At 62.1% G+C, this 22,798-nt stretch carries 19 protein-coding genes and 1 tRNA gene; 9 read left to right on the plus strand and 11 right to left on the minus strand.

Annotation, left to right across the window (positions count from 1 at the left end; genetic code table 11):
* Genes pknB through CCOY_RS00215 form a run of 7 tightly spaced genes read right to left on the minus strand, consistent with a single transcriptional unit; the run spans position 1 to position 9,074 of the window.
* Entirely contained in the window at positions 1–2,079 is a 2,079-nt protein-coding gene (gene pknB / locus CCOY_RS00185) for a Stk1 family PASTA domain-containing Ser/Thr kinase (protein WP_208856574.1), read from the minus strand.
* Positions 2,080–3,576, minus strand: a complete 1,497-nt coding sequence (locus CCOY_RS00190; protein ID WP_092101086.1) for a serine/threonine-protein kinase — start codon at positions 3,574–3,576, stop codon at positions 2,080–2,082.
* Entirely contained in the window at positions 3,576–5,027 is a 1,452-nt protein-coding gene (locus CCOY_RS00195; RefSeq protein ID WP_092101088.1) for a penicillin-binding transpeptidase domain-containing protein, read from the minus strand. The genes CCOY_RS00190 and CCOY_RS00195 overlap by 1 nt, the downstream gene beginning before the upstream one ends.
* Complete coding sequence (locus CCOY_RS00200; protein WP_070449915.1) at positions 5,024–6,367, minus strand: FtsW/RodA/SpoVE family cell cycle protein; 1,344 nt, start codon at positions 6,365–6,367, stop codon at positions 5,024–5,026. The genes CCOY_RS00195 and CCOY_RS00200 overlap by 4 nt, the downstream gene beginning before the upstream one ends.
* Positions 6,364–7,734: a PP2C family protein-serine/threonine phosphatase gene (locus CCOY_RS00205; protein ID WP_070613815.1), complete on the minus strand. Its 1,371-nt coding sequence runs from the start codon at positions 7,732–7,734 to the stop codon at positions 6,364–6,366. Before CCOY_RS00205 ends, CCOY_RS00200 begins: the two co-directional genes overlap by 4 nt.
* Complete coding sequence (locus tag CCOY_RS00210; RefSeq protein WP_070421956.1) at positions 7,731–8,180, minus strand: FHA domain-containing protein FhaB/FipA; 450 nt, start codon at positions 8,178–8,180, stop codon at positions 7,731–7,733. Before CCOY_RS00210 ends, CCOY_RS00205 begins: the two co-directional genes overlap by 4 nt.
* Positions 8,181–8,198: 18 nt before the next feature.
* Positions 8,199–9,074: an FHA domain-containing protein gene (locus tag CCOY_RS00215; RefSeq protein WP_070483376.1), complete on the minus strand. Its 876-nt coding sequence runs from the start codon at positions 9,072–9,074 to the stop codon at positions 8,199–8,201.
* Positions 9,075–9,240: 166 nt separating this feature from the next.
* Between CCOY_RS00215 and CCOY_RS00220 the strand changes: the two genes are divergently transcribed.
* Positions 9,241–9,324: transfer RNA gene (locus CCOY_RS00220), tRNA-Leu, on the plus strand.
* Between the two features lie 26 nt (positions 9,325–9,350).
* Here the strand turns inward: CCOY_RS00220 and CCOY_RS00225 are convergent.
* Positions 9,351–10,580, minus strand: coding sequence for an IS481 family transposase (locus CCOY_RS00225; RefSeq protein WP_070771103.1), 1,230 nt, complete (start codon positions 10,578–10,580; stop codon positions 9,351–9,353).
* A 428-nt stretch (positions 10,581–11,008) separates the two neighbouring features.
* On the opposite strand from CCOY_RS00225, the gene CCOY_RS00230 reads away from it, so the two are divergent.
* From CCOY_RS00230 to CCOY_RS00240, 3 genes are read left to right on the plus strand one after another with little or no spacing between them, the layout of a single operon-like run.
* Positions 11,009–12,154: a hypothetical protein gene (locus CCOY_RS00230; RefSeq protein WP_092101090.1), complete on the plus strand. Its 1,146-nt coding sequence runs from the start codon at positions 11,009–11,011 to the stop codon at positions 12,152–12,154.
* Between the two features lie 45 nt (positions 12,155–12,199).
* Positions 12,200–13,591: an MFS transporter gene (locus tag CCOY_RS00235; RefSeq protein WP_070421960.1), complete on the plus strand. Its 1,392-nt coding sequence runs from the start codon at positions 12,200–12,202 to the stop codon at positions 13,589–13,591.
* Positions 13,584–14,780 (plus strand): hypothetical protein, encoded by a 1,197-nt coding sequence (locus CCOY_RS00240; RefSeq protein ID WP_092101092.1) that lies wholly within the window; start codon positions 13,584–13,586, stop codon positions 14,778–14,780. The genes CCOY_RS00235 and CCOY_RS00240 overlap by 8 nt, the downstream gene beginning before the upstream one ends.
* On the opposite strand, the gene CCOY_RS00245 is transcribed toward CCOY_RS00240, so the two are convergent.
* A complete protein-coding gene (locus CCOY_RS00245) occupies positions 14,758–15,144 on the minus strand; it encodes a cupredoxin domain-containing protein (protein ID WP_167594484.1) in 387 nt (128 codons plus the stop codon). The two genes, CCOY_RS00240 and CCOY_RS00245, sit on opposite strands and share 23 nt — an antisense overlap.
* Positions 15,145–15,268: 124 nt before the next feature.
* Between CCOY_RS00245 and CCOY_RS00250 the strand changes: the two genes are divergently transcribed.
* The 4 genes from CCOY_RS00250 to CCOY_RS00265 are packed head-to-tail and all read left to right on the plus strand — an operon-like array spanning position 15,269 to position 20,106.
* Positions 15,269–15,955 carry a helix-turn-helix transcriptional regulator gene (locus CCOY_RS00250; RefSeq protein WP_167594485.1) on the plus strand — a complete coding sequence of 229 codons (687 nt, stop codon included), beginning with the start codon at positions 15,269–15,271 and terminating at the stop codon, positions 15,953–15,955.
* 28 nt (positions 15,956–15,983) lie between these two features.
* Positions 15,984–17,645 carry a glutaminase gene (locus tag CCOY_RS00255; RefSeq protein ID WP_092101098.1) on the plus strand — a complete coding sequence of 554 codons (1,662 nt, stop codon included), beginning with the start codon at positions 15,984–15,986 and terminating at the stop codon, positions 17,643–17,645.
* A 48-nt stretch (positions 17,646–17,693) separates the two neighbouring features.
* Entirely contained in the window at positions 17,694–18,938 is a 1,245-nt protein-coding gene (locus CCOY_RS00260) for an ATP-binding protein (RefSeq protein ID WP_092101100.1), read from the plus strand.
* 10 nt (positions 18,939–18,948) lie between these two features.
* Positions 18,949–20,106: an alpha-amylase family protein gene (locus tag CCOY_RS00265; RefSeq protein WP_092102898.1), complete on the plus strand. Its 1,158-nt coding sequence runs from the start codon at positions 18,949–18,951 to the stop codon at positions 20,104–20,106.
* On the opposite strand, the gene CCOY_RS00270 is transcribed toward CCOY_RS00265, so the two are convergent.
* Together CCOY_RS00270 and CCOY_RS00275 are read right to left on the minus strand one after the other, a co-directional pair.
* Positions 20,085–20,645: a hypothetical protein gene (locus tag CCOY_RS00270; protein ID WP_092102900.1), complete on the minus strand. Its 561-nt coding sequence runs from the start codon at positions 20,643–20,645 to the stop codon at positions 20,085–20,087. The genes CCOY_RS00265 and CCOY_RS00270 overlap by 22 nt on opposite strands.
* A gap of 197 nt (positions 20,646–20,842) precedes the next feature.
* Positions 20,843–22,156: a M20/M25/M40 family metallo-hydrolase gene (locus tag CCOY_RS00275; RefSeq protein ID WP_092101102.1), complete on the minus strand. Its 1,314-nt coding sequence runs from the start codon at positions 22,154–22,156 to the stop codon at positions 20,843–20,845.
* 41 nt (positions 22,157–22,197) lie between these two features.
* Here CCOY_RS00275 and CCOY_RS00280 point away from each other — a divergent pair, with 41 nt between their 5' ends.
* A complete protein-coding gene (locus tag CCOY_RS00280) occupies positions 22,198–22,788 on the plus strand; it encodes a TetR/AcrR family transcriptional regulator (RefSeq protein WP_070815852.1) in 591 nt (196 codons plus the stop codon).
* The last annotated feature ends 10 nt before the right edge of the window (positions 22,789–22,798 follow it).

Here is a 22,798-nt window from a genome sequence, read left to right on the forward strand (position 1 = left end):
TTACAGGCCGAGCCTGCGTTCCATGTTGCGTACCGCGTTTGCCGCGTTTACCGCGTTCTGGGGTGAAACTGTATCAGCCTCACCTGCAGCTGCGTTATTTTGCGGCAGCAAGGCGCCGGCGTCGAACTTCCACAGGTTGTAGTTGATGGCCTGGTCTTTGCGGATCAGGTCGCCGGCGGGGATTTCTTGGTGGCCGATCTGCCCGGCGTCGACAAGCGCGCCGGTGGGCACGGTGGGCCCGGCGACCATGCGGCCGCTCCAGCCGGCGTCGCGCAGCACGCGCTCAGCGTCCGACGGCTCGAGGTGCGTGATCTTCGGCATCTTCATCAGCATTCCGTTGGAAATGCGCAGCTCAATGGTGGTGCCGGTGGGCACGTCGGTGTTTTCACCGGCGACGGCGAGCACTTCACCCTCGGGACGCTCGGAATCCACCTTGGTCACAGTGGCGCGCAGTTGCAGCGACGACAGGGTCGCGGTGGCTTGCTCCACGTTCAGCCCCACCAGCGACGGCACCTGGACCATGTCGGGGCCGGAGGAGACGGTGATTGCGATGCGCGAGCCCTTGGCAATCTGGGTACCGCCAGCGGGTTGCTGGCCCAGGATGATGCCTTCTTCGATGTTGTCGCTGGATTCGCGGCGCACGTTCGGGTTGAGCTCGAGGCCCGCCTTCTCCAGCTCCTCGATCGCTTCGTCCGTGGTCAGGTTGGTCACGTCTGGCACGTCTGTCATCTCCTTGCCGGAGGAAACGGTCAGTTTCACCACCGCACCCTGCTTCAGTTCGGAGCCTGCTGCCGGATTGGTTGCGATGACGTCGCCGCGTTTGATGTCCGGGCTCGGCTCGTCCATGACGGAGACCTGGAAGCCGAGACGTTCGAGTTCCTGGACGGCTTCGTTGCGCGGCTTGCCGGTCAGATCGGGGATCTGCACCATCTTTTCCTGCGTGATGGCGGGTTTGTTGCCCTCGGAGAAGTAGTCGTACGCAAACCAGGACACTGCGCCGACGAGCACCAGGCTCAGCAGCGCCGCGATCCACTTCAGCGTGTTCGAGGAGGTCTTCTCGTTGGCGGCGCGGTGGTCGGCGTAACGGGTGTGCTGTGCGGCCTCTGGAGCCATTGCTTCTCTGCGACGCGGAGCCGGCCCACTGACCGCACCCTCAACCACAACCGTGTTGTCCACAGCATGCGCACCCGCGTCGTGCTCGGCGGCGGACAGGTGATTACGCGCAGCGGTGGTGACGTTGCCGTGCTCAAGGAGCTGCAGGTCTTCGCCCATTTCGGTGGCGGTCTGGTAGCGATCCGCCGGGTGTTTTGCCATCGCGGTGAGGATAACGGAATCCACGTTGACGGCCTCGTTGTCCGTCAGCGGGTTCGGGATCCGCTCGGACGGCGGCACCGGGTCCTCCTGCACGTGCTGGTAGGCGACGGCGAAGGGGGATTCGCCCTCAAACGGCGGCACACCGGTGACGGTTTCGTACATGACGCAGCCGAGTGCGTAAATGTCGCTGCGTGCGTCGGCCGGTTTGCCGCGGGCCTGCTCGGGGGAGAGGTACTGAGCGGTGCCGATCACCGCGGAGGTTTGCGTCATGGCGGAGGTGGAATCGTCCAACGCGCGCGCGATGCCGAAGTCCATCACCTTCACCGAGCCGGTGTTGGTGACCATGATGTTGGCGGGTTTGATGTCGCGGTGGATGATGCCAGCGTCGTGGCTGGCCTGCAGCGCGCGGGTGACCGGCAGCAGCAGCTTCGCCGCACGCTCGGGCGTAAGCGGGCCTTCGTTGCGCACGATGTCGCGCAGGTTCATGCCGTTGACGCGCTCCATGACGATGTACGGCACGTCCACACCGGAGGTTTCCACCGACCCGGTGTCGTAGACCGCCACGATGTTCTCGTGGTTCAGCCGCGCCGAGTTTTGGGCTTCGCGGCGGAAGCGCTCGCGGAAGTTCTCGTCGCGCGCCATGTCGATCTTCAGCATCTTCACGGCGACGTCGCGCCCAAGCGCGACGTCAGTGGCGGCATATACGTCTGACATGCCGCCGGTGCCGATGATGTTGCCGAGTTCATATCGGTCCGCGATCAGCATTTACCTGCCACCTCCGAACAAGTTTTCAAGGTCTGGCAATTCTATCCCAGGCGCCGGCGCATTCGTCTCCTGCGTCGGGGCTGGTGCCACGCTGGTTGCCGGTGCCGACGTGGGGGCTTGCTCTGCCGAGGTCGGCGCGGTTGTTTCGGGTGCCTCGTCGTCCCGCGTCGGTTCGTGTTGCTCAGGTGGCTCGACGAAGCTCACGGTGCCGGGCGCGTGCGTCTCGGTGACCGTGGTGCGCTCGTGGTGCGTGGTGGTAGCCACGGTTTCCGTCTCGGGCTCCTCTTCCTCCACTGCGGTTTGGGTGGCCACGGTCGGAGTCGTGGTCGGGGTGGAGCCGCCGATGAAGCGGTCGAACACGCCTGCGGTGTACGCCCAAGCTGCGATCACACCAACAAGCGCGAGCCCGAGCAGCGTAGCGACGACCGGCCCAGCCGCCGACTTCTTCTGCGGAGCCGGGGCAGCCGGGGCTGGTTTGGGTGCGGGTGCGGGGGGTCGTCGAGAAGCAACTGCGCGAGCTGCGGACGGCGGGTACGCGCCGGCGGGACGGGCAGTGCGTTCGCTGGCAACGTTGGCCAACATCTGAGTCGACGCGGTGGCGGACGGCTCCATGGCCACCACCTGCGTGTTCCCACCAGGCTGGGCGGGACGCAGGCCTTGGCGGACCTGGGCGATGGCGAGCTGGAACTCGTTGCCGTCGCGGAAGCGCTGACCGGGGGTCTTGCGCAGGGCGATCTCGATGAGTTCACGCGCCGGGGCAGACACCGAAATCGGCAGCGCAGGCGGCTCGGCGGACACGTGGGCGAGCGCCACCGACACCGAAGAATCGCCGGTGAACGGGCGCTTGCCGGAGAGCATCTCGTAGCCCACCACACCCAGCGAATACACGTCGGAGGCAGACGTCACCTTCATACCCTGGGCCTGCTCCGGGGAGACGTACTGGGCAGTACCCACCACCATGCCAGTACGCGTCAGCGGCACTGCGGCCGCCGCCTTGGCAATGCCGAAGTCCGTGATCTTGATCTGCCCGTTCTGGGTGATCATCAGGTTGCCCGGCTTAATGTCGCGGTGCACCAGACCCATGCGGTGAATCACCGCCAAACCGTGCGCGGCCTGCTCGAGGACGTCAAGCGCGACCGCCTCATCCAACTGGCCCTCGCGGGCGATGAGGTCCGCCAGCGACTCGCCGCGGATGTACTCCATGATGATGAAGCAGACGGTGAACCCGCCCTCGGTCTCCACCTCGCGGTAGTCGTAGGTGGCCACCACGTTGTCGGAGTTGATGCCCTGGGCGGACTGGGCCTCGTTGCGGAAGCGGGTGAGGAATTCCTCGTTGGAGGAAAACTCCGGGCGCAGCACCTTGATGGCCACTTCGCGCTCACGGTTGATGTCGTCGGCGAGCCATACGGTGGACATGCCGCCGTGGCCGATGATCCACTGCAGCTCGTAGTTCGACCCGATAAGTTTCTGCAGGTCCTCGCGGCTTTCGGTGTTCATCACTTGTCTCCTTCCACGGGTGCAGGTGCTGGTGCAGCGCGCAGTACGGCGCGGCCAATCGGTCCGGAGACCTGGCCGCCGGTCGCGGCTTCGCCCAAGTTGCCGCCGTTCTTGACGACGACCGCCACCGCCACGTCCTTCTGCGGATCAAACGCCACGTACCACACGTGCGGGGCGGCGCCCTCGGCGTGCTCGGCGGTACCGGTCTTCGAGGCGAAGCCGTTGCCGTCGTAACCGTAGGTCCAGCGTTCAGATCCGTACATCAAGTCCGTGATCGTCGCGGCTTCCTCTTCCGTTACGGCCTCGCCGAGCGACTTCGGCTTTGTTTCACGTAAAACCTTGCCGTTCGCGTCGCGCACCTGGGCGACCACGAACGGATTCATGCGCTGGCCCTTATTCGCCACCGCCGCCGTCATCACTGCAGCCTGCAGGGCGGTCATGGTGACGTCGCGCTGGCCGATCGCGGACTGGCCAAGCTCCGCCGCGCCGGGCAGGTCACCCAGGGAACCTGCCGCGTTGGGCAGGCCGAGGTCGTATTGTTGGCCGACGCCGAAGCGGGCGGCGGCGTCGCGAAGCGCATCGGGCCCAAGGTTGAGCGCCATCTGCACGAACGCCGTGTTGCATGAGAGGCCGAACGCGGTGCGCAGCGGCACCTGGCCGCCGCCCGCACAGGCTTGGCCGCCGTAGTTGGTCAGCGGCAGGTTGTCGGTGCCCGGCAGGATGATTTGCGCGTCGCCGGTCAGCGGCGACTCTGGCGTGTAACCGTTGCGCAGGCCAGCGGCAGTCGTGATGATCTTGAAGATCGATCCCGGAGGCAGCTGCTCCTGCGTTGCGTGGTTGAGCAGCGGGCGGCCCGGGTCGTTGTTCACCCGCGCCCACGTGTCGCCGGCAGTAGCAGGGTTGGCGATCTCGTTCGGGTCGTAGCTCGGTGTCGAGGCCATGGCCAGCACCTCGCCCGTCGACGGCCGCAGCGCCACCACAGCACCGTTGTAACCAGGCTGTGCAAGCTGGTCGAAAGCGAGCGCCTGCAGGTTCGGGTTGATGGTGAGCTCGACATCGTCGCCCTTCTTCGAATCCTCGAGCCCGGTGCGCAGGAAGCGTGACGACGACCCACCTTCACCCGTGAGCTCCCCATTGAGGCCCGCCTCAAGCTGGGCGGTGCCGTACTGGTCGGACACGTAGCCGACCACCGGGGCGAAGGACCACGGCATGTTCGGGTAGGTGCGCTGGAAGTAGCCGGTCTGTTCGTTCTTGAACGACTCTGCAAGCGTCAGATCTCCGGCCTTGATGTTGCCGCGGTTGATCTGCTTGAGCTCCATCACCGTGCGGGAATTGCGCGGGTCCTGGGCATATTCGTCTTCACGCATGGTTTGGATGATGGTGAAGTTCACAAGCAGCGCGGTAATCAGCAACAAGGAGACGACGGCGCCGTAACGGATCGACTTGTTCATCGGGCACCCACCACCTGGCGTCGCTGTGTGCTTTCGTCGTACTCCGCCGGGCGGTTCGCGCTGCTAGAGATGCGCAGCAGCAGGCCGAGCAGGATGTAGTTCGCCATCACCGACGAACCACCGGCAGACATAAACGGCGTGGTCAGGCCTGTCATCGGCATCATGGAAGACACACCACCGGCGACGACGAAGATCTGGATCGCAATCGTCAGCGCAAGGCCCGCAGCCAGCAGTTTGCCGTAGGAGTCGCGCACCTGCATCGCCGTGCGGAATCCGCGGGTGATGAAGATGGCGAACAGACACAGCACGGCAGCGATACCGACCAGGCCGAGCTCTTCGCCGATCGCGGCGAGGATGTAATCGGAGTGCGCCACCGGCACGAGTTCTGGGTGGCCGTAGCCCAAACCGGTGCCGGTCATACCGCCCCAGCTCAGGCCGATCAGGGCGTTGGCGGGCTGGTTGCCAATGCCTTCAAAGTCTGCGAACGGGTCGATGAAGTTGGCCACTCGCTCCTGAATCTTCCCGCTCACCTGGTACACCGCGTAGCCACCGACGGCCACGAGGGCCAGGCCGATGGCCAGCCAGGAGATGCGGTCGGTGGCGAAGTACACCATGCCCAGCACGGTGGCGAACAGGAGCAGCGCCGGACCGAAGTCGTTGGATGCCGCCATGATCAAAATGGCAATCGCCCACACCATCAGAATCGGCGCGAGGTCGCGCACACGCGGGAACGTCAACCCCAGGAACCTGCGACCCGCCACCGTAAACAGGGCGCGTTTCTGCGCCAACAGTTGAGCGAAGAAGATCAGCAGCAGGATCTTGGAAAACTCACCCGGCTGGATAGAAAACGGACCAAGCCACAGCCAGATGCGGGCATCCGCGTGGCCTTCCGGCTGCGGCCACACCAGTGGCAGCGCCAGGAAAATTAGGCCAACCAGGCCTAGCAGGTACGAGTACCGCGACAGCGCTTGGTGCTCGCGCACGACGAGCAGGGTGAGCACCATCAGCCCCACGCCGACAAGCGACCACATCATCTGCCGCTCTGCCAAAGGCCCGTATCCAGGGCGTTCGGCGAGGTCAAGCCGGTAAATCACCACTAGTCCGATCGCATTGAGCAGCGCCACCATCGGCAGCAATACCTGATCCGCGTGTGGCGCAAGAAACGCCAGCGACAGGTGCGCGATCGCGTACACACCGATGAACCCGCCCACGAGGTACAGCATTTCGGTGGACAGGGTGTGCCCCTGGCTGGTCTCCAGCCCGAACAGCATGAGCAGCAGCAGGCCGGTGGCGAACAGGAGCAGCAGCAGTTCGCGGCTACGTGCAGTCAGCCTGCTCATTGAACCTCCCGGCACTTGTTGTCCTCGGGCTTTTGCTTATCCACACAACCCGGCAAGGCATCATCCGCCAAGTCCTTCAACCGGCCAAGCACTTCGTCGTACGTGCCGGTGAAGCCCTCGTCGACAATTGCTTCGCGCTCTTCCTGCGGCAGGTCATCGACGCTAAACAGGTGGCAGTCCTCCGGCGTCGAGTTCGCCGAAATCACACGCAGATCGCCGTCCTTGCCCAGGCAGGCGTGCTGGATGCGCTCGACCTTCTCTGCGGCGAATGGGTTGCTGCGCGAGGTGTGCTCCACGACGAACTGCCTGTCGTCGTTTACTGTCAGCGCGTACTCGTCCACAATGCGGGACTTCGACCACACCGCACCGCCAACAACCAGCGCCAACAGCAGCACAAGCGTGGCGACGACCCACGGCCACACCGAGCTCGGCTGCTTAGCCTTCGCGGTTGCTGAGTGGGACTCCTCGTCGGAGTCGGCGGAATCCGACTCCTGCGTCTTCGCCCGGTTGTGGTCCGGGGTGATCGTCTCCGACTTGCGCAGCAGCGCCGCGGCCCGGCTCGCGGAGGAATCTGGGTGTGTCTGTTCCACAGCCGGCACCAACGCGCCGGCCTTCACTGCGGCGGGTGTTTCGGGGACGTCCGCGTCGTCGTCAACCTCGATGACCTCGGCCACCACTACGGTGACGTTGTCCGGACCACCGGAACGCAACGCCAACTCAATCAGGCGCTGCGCTGCCATCTCAGGCGTGCCGTCGCCGAGCGCGATCTCGATCGTCTCGCGCGTGACCGGATCCGACAACCCGTCGGAGCACAACAACACGCGGTCGCCCGGCTTGACCTCTACGAGCTCCAGGTGGGGCTCGACCTCGCGGCCCGTGTACGCCTTGAGAATCAGGGATTTCTGCGGGTGGCTGGACACGTCCTCGGCGGCGAGCTTGCCTTCGTCGACAAGCGACTGCACAAACGTGTCATCCACCGTGAGCTGCGTAAGTTTTCCGTCGCGCAGCAAATAGCCTCGCGAATCACCCACGTGAATCAGACCGAACTGCTGGCCGTTGAACATCAACGCCGTCAGCGTCGTACCCATGCCAGCCTGCTCCGGGTGAGTCCCCACAGACTCCGCGATGGACGCATTCGCGTCCTCTGCCGCCGCACCCAACAACGCCAACATGTCGGCATCTTTCGGGTCGCGGTCGAGGTGCTCCATGTGCTCCACCATCAACTGGGAAGCAACCTCACCAGCAGCGTGGCCGCCCATGCCATCCGCAAGCACCAACAAGTGCGGACCCGCATACGCCGAGTCCTCATTATTAGTCCTGACCAAGCCGCGATCGGACGCGGCGACGAAATCTAGCGCGAGCTTCACGGCATTAGCCTCACAATCGTGCGTCCCATCTTCATATCCATACCCACGGTCACCCGCTCAGGCTGATCAATTCGCACCCCATTGACAAAGGTGCCGTTGCGCGAATCCAAGTCCTCCACAAACCAGTCACTGCCACGCCGGAACAGGCGCGCATGGCGTGACGACGCATAATCGTCACCCAGCTGGAAGTCATTGTCACCAGCCCTACCAACAGTGAACTCCTCCAAGCTGGCAATCTCCATGTGGGAGCCTTGCAACGGGCCCGCAACAACCGCAAGAGTGCGCGCCTTTTCCCTCGGCGCAGGCGAAGAAGCCACCGCTTGGCGACGAACCGCCCCACCCGCCGAGACAACATCCTTACGCTGCGTCCACATCACCAGCAGGATGAAGACCCACAACAGCGCCAACAAACCAAAACGCGCGCTGAGGATAATTGTGGAATCCATCTCAAACCTTCCGGTGCTCTACGGCTGGAAATACTCAGTACTCGGGTGCGACACCGAATCCGTGAAGTCCGGCTCATTCGCATTCATCGGCACCTCATCCTGGCCGCCAACAATACGAACCTCGATGTTGGAATGGCCCAGCGTAATCACGTCGCCATCCGCCAGCATCCAGTTATCCACCGGCTCATCATTGACCGTCGTGCCGTTCGTGGACTGCAAATCCACCAACACCGCAACCTGGCCATCCCAGGTGATCTCAGCGTGCTGACGCGACACACCCGTATCCGGCAGACGGAAATCAGAATCATTCGAACGGCCCAAAATGTTGGACCCCTCGTGCACCAAGTACGTACGCGAAGAGCCATCCTGCAGCAGCAGGCTCACCGTGGCATTCTGCCCAGTTGACTCGCCAGTATTCGGTTCGGACATTGCATCCTCCTTACTCTCCGAGCCCAAGGCACGGGCACGCTTCTTCGGTTCCGCCACAATGGCGTCGAATCCACTCACCACATCCGGCATCGTGTCGATATACGACGACACACGGAGCTGGCCCGTCCTCAAACCCGACTCCTCGGCAATACGCACAACAACTGGCCCATCCAAGAACCACTGCTTGTTGCGTACGTACCGCATGAGCTGATCGGCGAGGTCCGCAGGAAGGTCACGATTCTTGGACAAGTTTTCCAAGTCCTTCGAAGACACACCCACGGCGTACACATTCGGGGCGACATACTCGTCCCGATCCGTGACCACCAGCGAGTCCTGTGCCTCCTGCTTGACCAGCACCTCAATCTCCTCCGGCACAACCTTGCCGCCAAACAGCGCAGCCATAGAGTTATCCAAGCCGCGCTGCAGAGAACTATCGAGCTTTGCCAGCTTGTCCATTACCGCCACTTCCCACGCACCTCCTTTCTTCACATGCAAATTTAAGTAACTCGGACAGTATAGGTGCCCACCCCGACACGACCTATCTGAAAACGCAGTGCGCGTGTCTAAAACATAGTGTGGGCTGGCGGTTTGTAATTTCCATACGGCTCGTTCTATATTTATCAAGTCGCCCGCCCGGGTGGCGGAATTGGCAGACGCGCTGGCTTCAGGTGCCAGTGTTCGCAAGAACGTGGGGGTTCAAGTCCCCCCCCGGGCACAATGTGTTGTCTCGAGACATCGTTCCTACGGTGTCTCGAGATTTTTGTTTTTGGAGTTGCCCCGTTTGGGGTTTAGTTCGTTGTCTGATTGGTTGTAGTAGATCTTTTCGTCGGTGAGTGTGTAGGCAGCGATTTGTGCCCCGGTGGCGTTTATTTTGATGTCGACGTGGTTGTCTACGCAGACCATGGTGATGGGTTCGCCGCCCCAGCGTCGGCCGATGTAGAGGCGGCGTAATTTCCCGCCCCATCGCAGAGTGGTCTTGCCGTTGATGCTGACTTTGTCGGTGCGTAGCCGGTAGTGGTGGTCGAAGTTTGCTGCTGCCGGTTTGGCTTTGGGCAGTGCGCTGTAGGCCTCGGCTGGGGTGATGCGGGCGAGTGCTCTGTGTGGGCGTTTGTAGTTGTAGTAGTCGATGATCTCGTTGATATCTTCGTTGAGCTCCTCGATGGTTTGTGCTGGTGGCTTGTTGTTTAGCGCGAGTTTGAGTGTGTGGTGGAAGCGTTCGACTTTGCCTTGGGTTTGCGGGTGGTAGGGCTTGCCGTTTTTCTGGGTAATGCCCAAGTCGATGAGCAGTTGCTCGAAGCCGTTTCGTGACGGGTTTTTCCGGTCGGTGTTGGTGGTAAATGCTCGGCCGTTATCGGTGAGCGTTGATTGTGGGCAGCCATGTACCTGAACTGCTGCGATAAAGCTTGTGATGACGTTTGTGACGGTGGCTGTGTGGTAGGCGCGGCAGGAGATGATGAATCGGGAGTGGTCATCGAGGATGGTCAGGATGGCTACGCGTTTGTGTCCGGCGATGGTCCAGTCGCTGTAGTCCATTTGCCATGTTTCGTTGGGCTGGTCTGCCTGGAAGCGACGCCAAGAGCTGCGTGGGCGTTTTTGGGGCTGTGGTGTGATGCGTCCGTTGTTGGCAAGCACTCGGTGGATGGTTGATACTGCTGGTGGAGGGTCTATTCCGTCTTGTTGTAGGTGCCAACGGATGGTGTGAGCGCCGGCGTCGGTGCCGCGGTGGGTGAGTTCGTCGCGCAGTTGAAGAATGCGGTCGACAACTGTTTTGTCGAGCGCCCTTGGGTTTGTTCTTGGCCGTTTTGATCGAGGTGTAAGCGCGTCCATGCCGCCTTCTCGGTAGCGCTTTTGCAGTGTTCTGATCCACCGGGTCGAAACGCCGAAGTGCTCAGCCGCCTCGGCTTGGCTCATGCCTGTGGCGAGCATGGTCTGGATGATGATTTTCGGTGTGGGCTTGCCTGGTTTCTCCATCCGATAAGCATGGGCGGAACGATGACTCGAGACATCGGTTTTCGGCCCGGTGGGGCATTTTCAGTGGGCTCGTTTTCCACCGGAACGATGTGGCGAGACATACCCGCAGGACAAACCGGAACGATGTGGCGAGACATACCCGCAGGACAAACCGGAACGATCTCATGAGACATGCGGAACGATGTCACCGAACCAGACACCCCCCCCGGGCACAAACCAAGTCCCGACACATACTCCCCGGAGTGTGGGTCGGGACTTTTGCTGTTTTGACCCCTGAAGGTGGTAGGAAATTTTAAGCCCCGGGCGCTTGCTTGAGCAGAGGCGACACCGGGGCGTACGAGAAAGAGATTACACTTAAAGGGCGCTACGTCCAAGCATAGGTGCTGTATTTGTGCGCACATTTATAAAAGGTCAAGGGGGTTGACACTTTGGGGTCCTTAGATGGGGTTGAAGGTTCTGGCTCCGAGTTTTTCTTCTCAAAGCTCGTCAGTGACTCGCGCTTTGCGCCGTATCTGCAGGAAGCAAACAACGATGTGCAGAAAGCTAGAGAGCTTTATCTGTGGGCTGGGGAGGTTGCCGCTGCAGGTCTGGAGTTACTTGCCCATTTTGAAGTTGGGCTGAGAAACGTCATCGATAAGGCTCTTAGGGAGCATTTCGAACACGATGCTGGCTCAGTGCCGTGGATATTCTCTCGAAATCCTTTAATTGGAGAAGGAGTCCGGGAAAGGGTTGAAGACACAAGGGAGGGATTAAGTCCCCACCACCGAGATTCGCGGGAGCAGATAACCGCGAACTTGCATTTCGGATTTTGGACTCGAATGCTTGGAAAAGGCAACGACGAGCTTTGGCGCCTCTGTTTGCAAGGTGCGTTCCCTTATGCCCGAAGCCGTAGCGAAGTCGGCGCCGCAGTGGAAGGGATTAGAAACTTTCGTAATCGCGTGGCTCACCACGATTCGATTCTTGATACCGATGTCCCGTTTGAATGCGATCGGATTTTTGCCGTAGCGAACTATGTTGATCCTGCGTTCGAGCATTTTCTTAGGGCAGTAGACCGCGTTGAGTCCCTGTACAACCGGCGCCCGACCGAACCAGCAGATACTTTGTTAGTTCCTGGAAAGAAGGAATGGGAGCTTTATAAAAAGACGTCTGTGTATGTCTGTAAATCAGGACGAACGTTTCGTCCTGTGCGTCATCTTGCGTTTTATGTTGACAGAAAGATTCAAACTGAGATTCCTGCGGTCAAGTATCGGCAGGACAATATCACCTGGAATTTGAACGAGGCGCGGCTCTTAAGGAAAGAGGCAAAAGACCGCAACAGGCCTGAACTGCGGAAAATCGCGCAAGCCATTGAAGAGCTATCTCAAAATGGATGGTGTGATGGCAGTGGGGTTGAAGGTCGGTATCAAGCGTTTGTGTTGACCTCAAAGGACGAAACGCAACCACTTGGAGCGCATCGGACTTTGCCAAGTGAAATTGAAAATACTGCGTCCGGTAAAGGCAGTGGTTGGGTGACTAAGCAGCGCTATTTGTACTTAGAGCGACTTATGCAGCAAGGTGCGGCCTACCTGGCGTAGATCCTGCGACAAGGTGAAAAAGAACCGCGCGGTAGTATTCCCCGCATGGAATCCACCAGCACACCCGCGCAGCGCTGGGGCTTCTTTGCTGTTGTATCTCTCGGCCTGCTCATGATCGGGCTGGATAATTCAATTTTGTACACGGCGTTGCCCGCGCTTGAACGTAGTCTCGGCGCAGGTCCCAGCGAGGGCCTGTGGATCATTAACGCCTACCCGCTTGCACTTGCGGGCCTTTTGCTTGGCACAGGCACGCTGGGGGACCGGGTGGGCCACCGCAAGATGTTCCTGATCGGTCTCGGGATTTTCGGTGTGGCGTCGCTGGGTGCGGCGTTCGCGCCGGGCACGGCTGAGATGATCGCGGCGCGCGCCATGTTGGGTGTTGGTGCGGCTGTGATGATGCCGGCGACGTTGGCGTTGATCCGTCTGACGTTTTCCGACGAGCGCGAGCGCAACCTTGCCATCGGTATTTGGGGCGCGGTTGCCGTGGTTGGCGGCGCGCTCGGACCGGTGGTTGGTGGTCTGCTTCTGGAGTTCTTCTGGGTCGGTTCGGTGTTCCTCATCAACGTGCCGATTGTGTTGCTTGCGCTCGTGCTTACGGTGTGGCTGGCGCCGCCGAATCTGCCGAATCCGAACAAGGCGTGGGACGTCATATCTTCGCTGTATTCGCTGGTTGCGCTGTCGGGCCTGACGATGGCGATCAAGCAGGCTGCGAACACCCAAAGCGTCGCGCTGCTGGTCGGCTCGATCGTGGCGTGCGTGTTGGGCTCGTGGCTGTTTGTGCGGCGTCAGGCGCGCCTCGATGACCCGCTGCTCACCTTCGACATCTTCCGGTCCCGCATGTTCACCGGCGGCGTTGTTGCCGCGGCGGGTGGCATGTTCATCATGGCGGGCGCGGAATTGATGACGACGCAGAAGCTGCAGCTTGTCGACGAATTTACGCCCCTGAAGGCCGGCACCACCGTCGTCGCCATGGCCGTGGCCGCCATTCCCGCGTCGACGCTCGGTGGTGCGTTTTTGCACAAGGTTGGCTTCATGCCGTTGATCGCTGGTGGTTTCGCGTTATCGGTGGTGGGGGCTGGTCTGCTGGTGGTGGGCGCGTCGTCGCATAGCGTGCTGTTCGAGGTTGTGTCGCTTGCGGTGTTGGGCTTTGCGGTGGGCTCGGTGATGAGTGTGTCGTCGATTGCGATCATTGGCGCGGCTCCGATGAACCGTTCCGGCATGGCGGCGGGTGTGGAGGAGGTCTCCTACGAGTTCGGCACCCTGACCACCGTCGCGCTGACCGGTTCGCTGCTCCAGCGGGGTCTGGATGGTGGCGCGACGTACACCGAGTCGTACGAGAATGTGCTGTTCGTGCTGGCCGTATCTGCGGTTGTGTTCGCGGCGGCCACGTGGTGGTGCTTCCGCGACAACCCGAAGTCGGGGTCGGTCAATGCCTGATATGAATCCGCGGGCGTGGCACCGCAAAGCCTCCAAGCCGGTGAGCATTTGGATGGGCGTGTTCATCATCGTGGGGCTTGTCCACCCGTTCATCCCTGAGGGATCGTGGCTGCTCATCCACATTTTTACGCTGGGCATTCTGACAAACTCGATCCTGTTGTGGTCGCAGACGCTCACTGAGCGCTTCCTGGGGCGCAAGCTTGACGACGCCACCCGCCCCGCCCAACTCACCCGCACCTATCTGCTCAACGCCGGCATCGTCGCAACGCTGATTGGCCAGATGCTGCTGTGGTACTGGCTGACCTGGGTCGGCGCGCTGGTCGTCGGCGTTGTGGTGGCGTGGCATGCGGTGGTGTTGGCGGGGCAGGTCAGGGCGTCGCAACGAAGCAATGCGAGTGTGTACGGCTTCGTGGCCTCGGCGTGCTGTCTGCCGGTCGGTGCGCTGTTCGGCGCGGCGCTGTCGGCCGGACTGCCTGGTCAGTGGCACGGTGCGGTGCGCCAGGCGCACATGTTCATCAACGTTGGCGGCTTCGTCGGCTTTGCAGCCATGGGCGCGCTGAGCGTGCTGTTTCCCGCGATGTGGCGCACGCGCGCCGTGGGGAGGGTCGGTGTGGCACTGGTGCTCGCTGGCGCTGGCGTCACCGTGGCGGTCGCGGGTGCGCTGCTGCGGATGTCCGTGGTTACCGGCATCGGCACCATGGTGATCGTTGCGGGCTGGGCGTGGCTCTACCAGGGCTTTGTGGTTAACGCGCTGACGGTGCTTCGCGATCCCCGAGGTCGCATCACCTACCCAGCGCTATCGGCCCTGTTCGCGGTTGCGTGGCTGATTGGCGGGCTGACCTGGTACGCAGTGCGCCTGTTCGGCGGATCTGCCGACATTCCAACGTTGCCGCTGCTGCTCGGGTTTGCAGCACAACTGCTCATCGGCGCGATGAGCTACCTCATGCCAACCATGATGGGCGGTGGGCCGGCAGCGGTGAAGGCCGGGCTCCGTGAACTCAACCGGGCTGCCTACGTGCGCGTCGGCCTGTTCAATGTGGCGCTGTTGGCATGGCTGGCGGTGAACAATTCCTACGCGCGGATTGTGCTGTCCTTCGTCGTATTTGGCGTGCTCGTGGCGTTCATTCCGCTGCTCGCGCGGGCCGTGAAGGCGCAGGTGGCGTTGATTAAGGCGTCACGTCGACCCTAAAGAGCATCCCCATTGTTTTGTGCCCGGCGATGGTGCACCACCCGAGCGTGTCAACGTTGAACTCGCCGTAATAGGCGCTCGCGCTCTCACCTGGGCTGAGTCGGCCCGAGTATCCCTCGCCAACTTTCAGGTCGTGTTCTTTGTCGCCGGAGTTTGTCAGGTTGACCACGAGTTTGATGCCACGTGGAACCTCGACACGGTCGGGGATAAACCGCATGCCTTCGATGTCCACATCAACGTGGACGACGTCGTCGCCAGTTGGAAGCTCGCCTTGGGCAGGCGCCAGGAGTGTTGCTGCGGATGCAGTCCCAGCTATGAGTGCCGCGACCACGGACCAAGCTGCGATGTGGGTGTTGCGCGCCACGGACGGCTCCTTAGTAGTGAGTTTGCGTAGAACTCATTGTACGACCCGTGAAAATCAAATTGGGATACAACTCAGTAAGGCATATAATTTCAGGAATGCCCGTAACACGTCCAGGAGAATGCGCATGGAACGCAGACATGCACCGCGACCATCTGGTGAGCTGATCGCAGCCGTTCACCGGCTGACCGCGAAACAGGTCGACGTGTTCCACGAGGTGCAGCGCCACCCTGAGGGAGTCCAAGTCGCCGAGATCGGCGAGGCGCTTGGCATGCACCCCAACACAGTGCGCGGCCACCTCGACGAACTGATGAGCGCAGGCGTGGTCAGCCGCCACGTCGCTACCGGATCTGGCAGGGGCCGCCCGTCGCACGTGTACACCGCTCGGGTTGCACGCACGAGCAGTGCGTCGCGCGCAATTGTGGCACTGGTGGAGGTGCTTGCGAGCAAACTGCCTGACGACGCCACCGCCACCACCGCTAAGGCCATCGGCCGCGAATGGGCCAACCGGATCAACGCCCGCCCTGAAAGCGGTACCGCAACAGACCTGGACTGTGCGGAGCGACAGGCCGCCGAGATGCTGCGGGAGATGGGCTTCGATCCGCTGCACCGCCCCGACGCCACAACGCGGAAAGTGCGGGAACTCGGCCTCAACGCCTGTCCCTTCATCACGGAGAGTGGCAAGCGCCCTGCCCCGGTCATCTGTGCGCTGCACGAAGGGTTCTTGGAGGAAAGCCTCGACGGCTTCAAGGTGCAGTTGCGCCCCCACGACCGGCCAGGGGAGTGCGGGGCCCGTCTGACCAAGCGGCCTTAGTATCCTCCGCAGGTCCTACACTTGCGGCATGCGTTCGCCTGTGACTGAATACCTGCACGACATCGTCGAATCGGTGCGTGACCACGACTCCGGCCACCGCGCCGACTACATCGACGTGCTCAAACACGCCGACCCCGACAAGCTTGGCCTTGCGCTGTGCACCGCAGACGGACAGCTTTACGCGGTCGGGGACTGCGACTACGAGTTCTCCATCCAGTCCATCTCCAAACCGTTCGTCTATGCGCTCGCGCTGGACATGTACGGGCCCGACGAGGTCCACACCCACGTCGGCGTCGAGCCCTCCGGCGAGGCCTTCAACGCACTTTCGCTTGATAGCGAAGGCCGGCCCGCCAACCCCCTTATCAACGCCGGCGCCATCACCGTCAACCAACTCATCGGTGGCCCCGACATCCCCGTGGAGCAGCGCAGCGAGAAAATCCGCGCCTACTTCTCCCGCCTCGCCGGCCGCGAACTGCGCATCGACCAGCAGGTATTCGAATCCGAAAAGGCCACTGCCGACCGCAACAAGGCGTTCGCCCACATGCTGCGCGAAGCCGGAACCATTAGCGACGACGCCCACGACGCCGTCGCCTCCTACATCGCCCAGTGCGCCATCCTGGCCACCGTCAAGGACCTCGCGGTGATGGCGGCAACCCTTGCCAACGCCGGCATCCAACCCGTCACCGGGGAGCGCATCGTCTCGGCGGAAGCGGCCCGACTCGCCCAAGCCGTGATGGTCTCCGCCGGTATGTACGACGCCTCCGGGCGCTGGATGGTCAACGTCGGCATCCCCGCGAAGTCAGGCGTGGCCGGTGGCTTGATCGGGACGTTGCCGGGCCAGTTAGGTATTGCGTCGCTAAGCCCGCGCCTGGATAAACAGGGCAACTCCGTGCGCGGAGTAAAAATCTTCCAGGAACTGTCCAGCTCCATGGGCCTGAACCTGCTGTCGTCGAATTTCTACTTCGCGCCGGGCATCCGCCGCATCGAACGCCGCGATGACGCCGAAATCGTCGAACTACAAGGCATGATCACGTTCACCTCCGCTGAGAAGATCCTCCGTGGTCTTTCCCAGCGTCGCCTGACCAGCACAAACCTCATCCTTGACGTCTCTGGCGTGACCGCGTTTAACAAGGCCGGCCGCGACCTGATCAAAGACGGCCTCATGCAGTACCGGGACGAGGGCTACAACATCTCCATCTACGACCCGGACCACACGCTGTCGGACTACGAGTTTGCCGACGGCACCACAGCCCAAGCCATCCGCGACTTCACCGCCTCCTTCTCCGTCCCCGCCACGCGCGAAGAGGTCTACCAAGCGATCACCAAACCCAAAACCTGGTGGGACGAACGCGTCGAAGGCGACGCCGCCGAACAAGGCTCCGAGTTCCACTACTCCGACGACGACCGCTACGTCGGCTTCTCCGTCAAGGAAGCCGACGACGGCAAGCGCATCGTCTGGGACGTCGAACCAACCGACAACCCCAAGGAAGACCACGAGTGGGACGACACGTCGCTTATCTTCGACATCGAAGAGGACGAGTCCGGCAAAACCAAGGTCAACTTCACCCACCGCGGCATGCGCCCCCACGACAGCGGTTACGAGGAAATTGCCTCCGCATGGAAGGAACGCATTGCCAAGGGTCTGCAGCCGCTCATCGGGCGCAGGGAGGAAAATTCGACCGATTCATGACGGAAAAAACGACCGATTCAAGACGGAAAATTGGTATGGTTCATATCTATGGGATACCTGCAACGGGCTGTAGACACACAACTTGACCAGCTCCTTCCGTATGCGTCTGCTATTGCGGTTGAGGGGCCGAAAGGTGTCGGCAAAACCGAAACTGCGCGCCGGCGAGCGCCGACGGTGCTCAAGCTCGACACGGATGAGGGTGCCGGAGTTCTCGCCTCCGATCCGGCGTTCACCGCAAGCCCTGATGGCACGATCTTGATCGATGAATGGCAGCGCCACCCCGAGTCCTGGGATTACGTCAGGCGGGCGGTGGATAATGGTGCTCCCGCCGGGCGTTTTCTCCTGACCGGCTCAGCCACTCCCGTAGCCGGGACTGATACTCACAGCGGAGCAGGGCGCATCTTGTCAATGCGGATGAGACCGTTGGCGTTGTTTGAACGGCGTGGCTGGGAGTCGTCGATAAGCATGCGCGAACTTTTTCAAGGCGACGCAACCATCGCAGGCGAGACCGACAAAACCCTGAAAGACTACATTGACGCGATAGCGTCCGGCGGCTTCCCGGGGTTCTATGAAGCGCCACCGGTACTCCGCAACCAGCAGCTGGACTCCTACCTCACCCGTGTGGTGGATCGCGACCTCCCTGAGCAGGGCTACACCGCGCGCAACCCAACAGCGTTGATGAACTGGCTAGCGGCGTACGCAGCAGCCAGCTCCACGACGACGAGCTACCAGGAGATTCTCGACGCAGCCACGCCCGGACAAACCAACAAACCCGCCAAATCCACGACGATGGTGTACAGAGAAAAACTCGCCGAGTTGTGGATGCTGGACCCCGTGCCAGCTTGGGACATGCGACGCTCCCCGTTCGCTGGCCTCGCGAAAGCACCGAAACACCAGCTTGCGGACCCAGCGTTTGTCCTGCGTCTGCTGGAGATTCCAGCTGCGAAACTCACGGGGCGGTTCAACTATCTGCTCGGACCACTGTTCGAGTCGCTCGCCACCCTCACCGTGCGGGTAGCGGCGCAAGCATCCTTCGGTACCGTCGGCCACTTCCGCACGGTCAAAGGGGATCGAGAGGTCGACCTCATTGCGCAGGACCAAGACGGTGCGATCGTGGCATTGGAGGTCAAACTGGCCGCCAACGTGGGTGACGACGACGTCAAGCACCTGCTTTGGTTGCGCGAGAAACTCCCGGACGATGTTGTGGACGCGGTGATCCTCACCACCGGCAACCGCGCCTACCGCCGCCCCGACGGAATCGCGGTCGTACCGCTGGCGCTGCTCGGTGCGTAGGCTCGGGCTCATGTTGGACCGCACAATCTGGTGGCACGTCTACCCGTTGGCCGCGCTCGGCGCCCCGATCCGCGACACAAAAGACGCCGCACACCGCCTGCGCGGCCTCGAGCCGTGGCTGGACTACCTGGTCGAACTCGGCTGCAACGGCCTGCTGCTCGGCCCCATCTTCGAGTCGGTCACCCACGGCTACGACACCCTCGACCACATGCGCATTGACGCACGGCTTGGCGACGACACCGACATCGACTGGCTTATCAACGCCTGCACCACACGTGGCATCAACATCATGCTCGACGGGGTGTTTAACCACGTGGCCCGCACCCACCCCTGGGTCGAGCAAGGCCTTGCCGGCGACACGGACTGGGAGGGACACAACGAACTGGCCACCCTCCACCACGATGAGCCGGCAATTCGAGACGCGGTCGTCGATATCATGTGCCACTGGCTGCGACGCGGCATTGCGGGTTGGCGCCTCGACGTCGCCTACGCCGTCCCGCCCGAATTCTGGCGCGACGTGCTCGCCCGCGTTCGCGAGGAGTTCCCTGACGCAATGTTTCTCGGGGAGGTCATCCACGGCGACTACGAAGAGATCGCCGCAGCTGGCACGCTCGACGCAGTCACCCAGTATGAACTATGGAAAGCCATCTGGTCATCGCTTGTCGACGCCAACTTTTGGGAGCTCGCCCACGCCCTCGAACGCCACCCCGCCGACCTGCTAACCAACACGTTCATTGGCAACCACGACGTTGACCGGATCGCCTCCACGGTTGGAACCAACAAACTCGTCCTCGCCGCCGCGATCCTGATGACGGTGCCTGGCATGCCGTCGATCTACTACGGCGACGAGCAAGGCTTCACCGGCACCCGCGGGGAGGGCTGGTCTGCCGACGACGCCGTCCGGCCCGCCCTGCCAGCCACCCCGGCGGAACTCTCACCACTGGGTGGGTGGATTTTTACGGAGTATCAGAAGCTGATTGGGGTGCGTCGTCGCAACGCATGGCTCACGCGGGCTCGCGTTGAGGTGCTGGACAAGACCAACGAAACGATCTCGTTTACCTGCACCGACGGCGAACACTCACTGCAAACCGACCTGTGGCTTGACCCCACGCCCGGCGTGCGAATCCACGCCGACGGCAACGAGCTTTACAGCTGGATGTTGAAGTAAGCCAGGATTTGCGCCAACGCGTCCTGCAGCAACTTCAGCAGGTCCGGCAACTGCAGCGTGGTCACGCCCGCGACCGGCACATCCACCGACGGCATACCAGCCGGGGTGAGGTTGATGCGCTCCGGGAACTGCGGCTGAATCTTCGGCTGCTGCTTTGGCTGCGGGGCTGGTTGCTGGGCAGGTGCTGGCTGCTGCGCGGGCGCGTTCTGCTTCGGCGCGGTGTTGTTGGCGTTGTTGGAGTTGCTGTTGTTGCCGCCGGTTGTACCTTTGAGGCCGCAGCGGTTGGCGGCTTCGTCGACACGCGAAAGCGCATCCAGGATCTGCGGGCCGCGACGGTCGAACATCGCGATTGTGCGCGCCTGGCGGACTTTTTGCTGGTAGTCGGCGTCATTGGTCCAGTAGCGGGAGGCCTGGTCGCAGGAGATCGGACCCGCGGGCAGCTTCGCCAGGGTGTCGTCGATGGCGTCAGCCTGGGCGGTCGGCGCGGCGGCGATCGTGCCGGCCAGCGCCGCGGTCATAGCGAGAGTACGAAACTTCATGCGGGACAGTATGTCACGGATGGGGCAGATGTGACAGGTGGTGCGAGCCTTGGAAGGGCGTGAAACCTTCATATGCAGGGCTCGATATGCGTAAGTCCAGGTAGGGGGGTTTTCGAGAAATTGTGGCCGAAATTCGGAAAACGCGGTGACCAGCGGTTACGCATATCGAGCCCTGCATATGAACCGAAATAGCGGAACTATGCCCCGACGAAGCGGCGGATCAGGGAACGGTACGCCCGGACGGTGAGGTCGACGTCTTCGAGGGAGACGGATTCGTCGTGGCTGTGGAGCTCACCTAGAACAGACCCCAGCGTTTCGCCGCGCCCGTGGAGGGCGAATCCGTAGCCGACGCCACCTTTACGACGAGCAAAGCGCAGGTCGGATCCACCCGCCGCGATCGTCGGGACGACGGGGACGTCGGGGAAGAATTCGTGGAAGGTGTCCACGATGGCGTCGTAAAGCGGGCCCGAGGTGGGGGAGACGGTGCCGGGTTCGGTGATGAGGTGGGTGATCTCCACCTCGTCGGCAAGGTCGCCGAGCGCTTCCCGCAGCAGATCGTCGATCTCTTCTTGCGTTTGGCCAGGCAAGGGCCGGATGTCGAGCTCCATCCAAGCGACGGACGGCAACACGTTGATCGCCTCGCCGGCACGCAGCACGGTGGGGGAGATGGTGAGGTGGCTCATGGCGTGGGAGTAGCTCTGCAGCTGACCGAACGTCTCGTAGCCTTCGCCGCGCAGCAGGGCCGCTTCGGTGTCGGGGTCGAATTTCCAGGCGCGGACGTAGCCCTCCCAGATGTCGTCGCTACGCACTTCGGGCGTGATGGCGGCGATGCGGCGGGCGACCTCGCCGATCTTGGTGACCGCCATGTCGCGGCCGAAGGGTGCGGAGCCGTGGCCGGCGTCGCCATGCACGGTCAAGCGGCGCTGTGCGGCGCCCTTCTCGCCAACGACAACCACGAGTGCGTCAGAGCCGTCGGACACAGGCAGGTGTGAGCCGCCCTCCTCGGATAGGCAGTTCGCCCAGGCGAACGACGCGTTTTCGGCGAGCCACGCCGCGCCGAGGCCACCGCGGGCCTCCTCGTCGGCACACCCCACGAAGGTCAGGGTGCCTTTGGGTTGCGTGCCGGAGAGGGCAACGTCGCGCACAGCCGCCGCCATCGCTGCGGTGATGTAGAGCATGTCGGTGGCGCCGCGCCCGTAGATGCGGCCGTTTTTGATCTCACCCCCGAACGGGTCAACTGTCCATTTGTCCTCGTCGACGGGCACGACATCGGTGTGGCCCAAAAGGGTGAGTGGCTCGGCGTTGGGGTCGGTGCCTTCGATGGAAAACGCTACAGAAACTCGACCCGGATGGGGTTCGAAGCGTTCCACGTTTACACGGGTATCCCCGAAGAATTCCTGCAGCGTGCGGGCGTTTCTTTCCTCGTGTCCAGAATCTGCCGTTAGGTTGTTGACGCATCCATTTCTAATAAGGGCATGTAACAGTTCCAGGGTGTCATCGGTTAGGCTCATACCACATAACACTAATGTCGGAAATCTTTTGGAGACATGGGATGACTGAAACTACCCTCCCGGGCCGCCGCTCGGACAGCCAAGACCCGCGCGCGCTGCGCACGCGAAAGGCGCTTATCGACGCCACCATGCGCCTTCTCAACGACTACGAGGTCGCTGATCTGAATGTCTCGCAAATCGTGAAAGAAGCAGGCGTGAGCCGTCAGGTGTTTTACCAGCACTTTGAGGACCGCGACGCCCTCGTGCTCGCCACCGCAGCGCAGTGGGTCTTGGCGGCCTACGGCAGTTTCGCGGAACGATTCAGCATTGACAAGAACTTTGAAGCGTCGGTCACTGCACTGGCACAGGCGACCGCTGGTCACTACACCGCCGCCACGCGCATCATCGACTCGCCGATCCACAGCCTCCTGGATAACCAGGTCTACGAGGTCATGCTGCCCACCATGCGCGAACAACTCCTGCCCCGCGCCGCCCGTTGGGAAAACGCGGACATGAAGCTTGTCGACGATATGGCCCGGTTCTACATCGCAGGCATGCAGCAACTCATTGAGCAGTGCATCCGCGAAGGCGTTCCCGCAGAGGAGTTTGGTCGCCGCGCCGAAGCCGTGCGCCGCGTGCTCATTCGTGAGTAGCCTGGCGGGG

Origin of the sequence: Corynebacterium coyleae, from assembly GCF_030408635.1 — a bacterium.
Classification (GTDB): domain Bacteria; phylum Actinomycetota; class Actinomycetes; order Mycobacteriales; family Mycobacteriaceae; genus Corynebacterium; species Corynebacterium coyleae.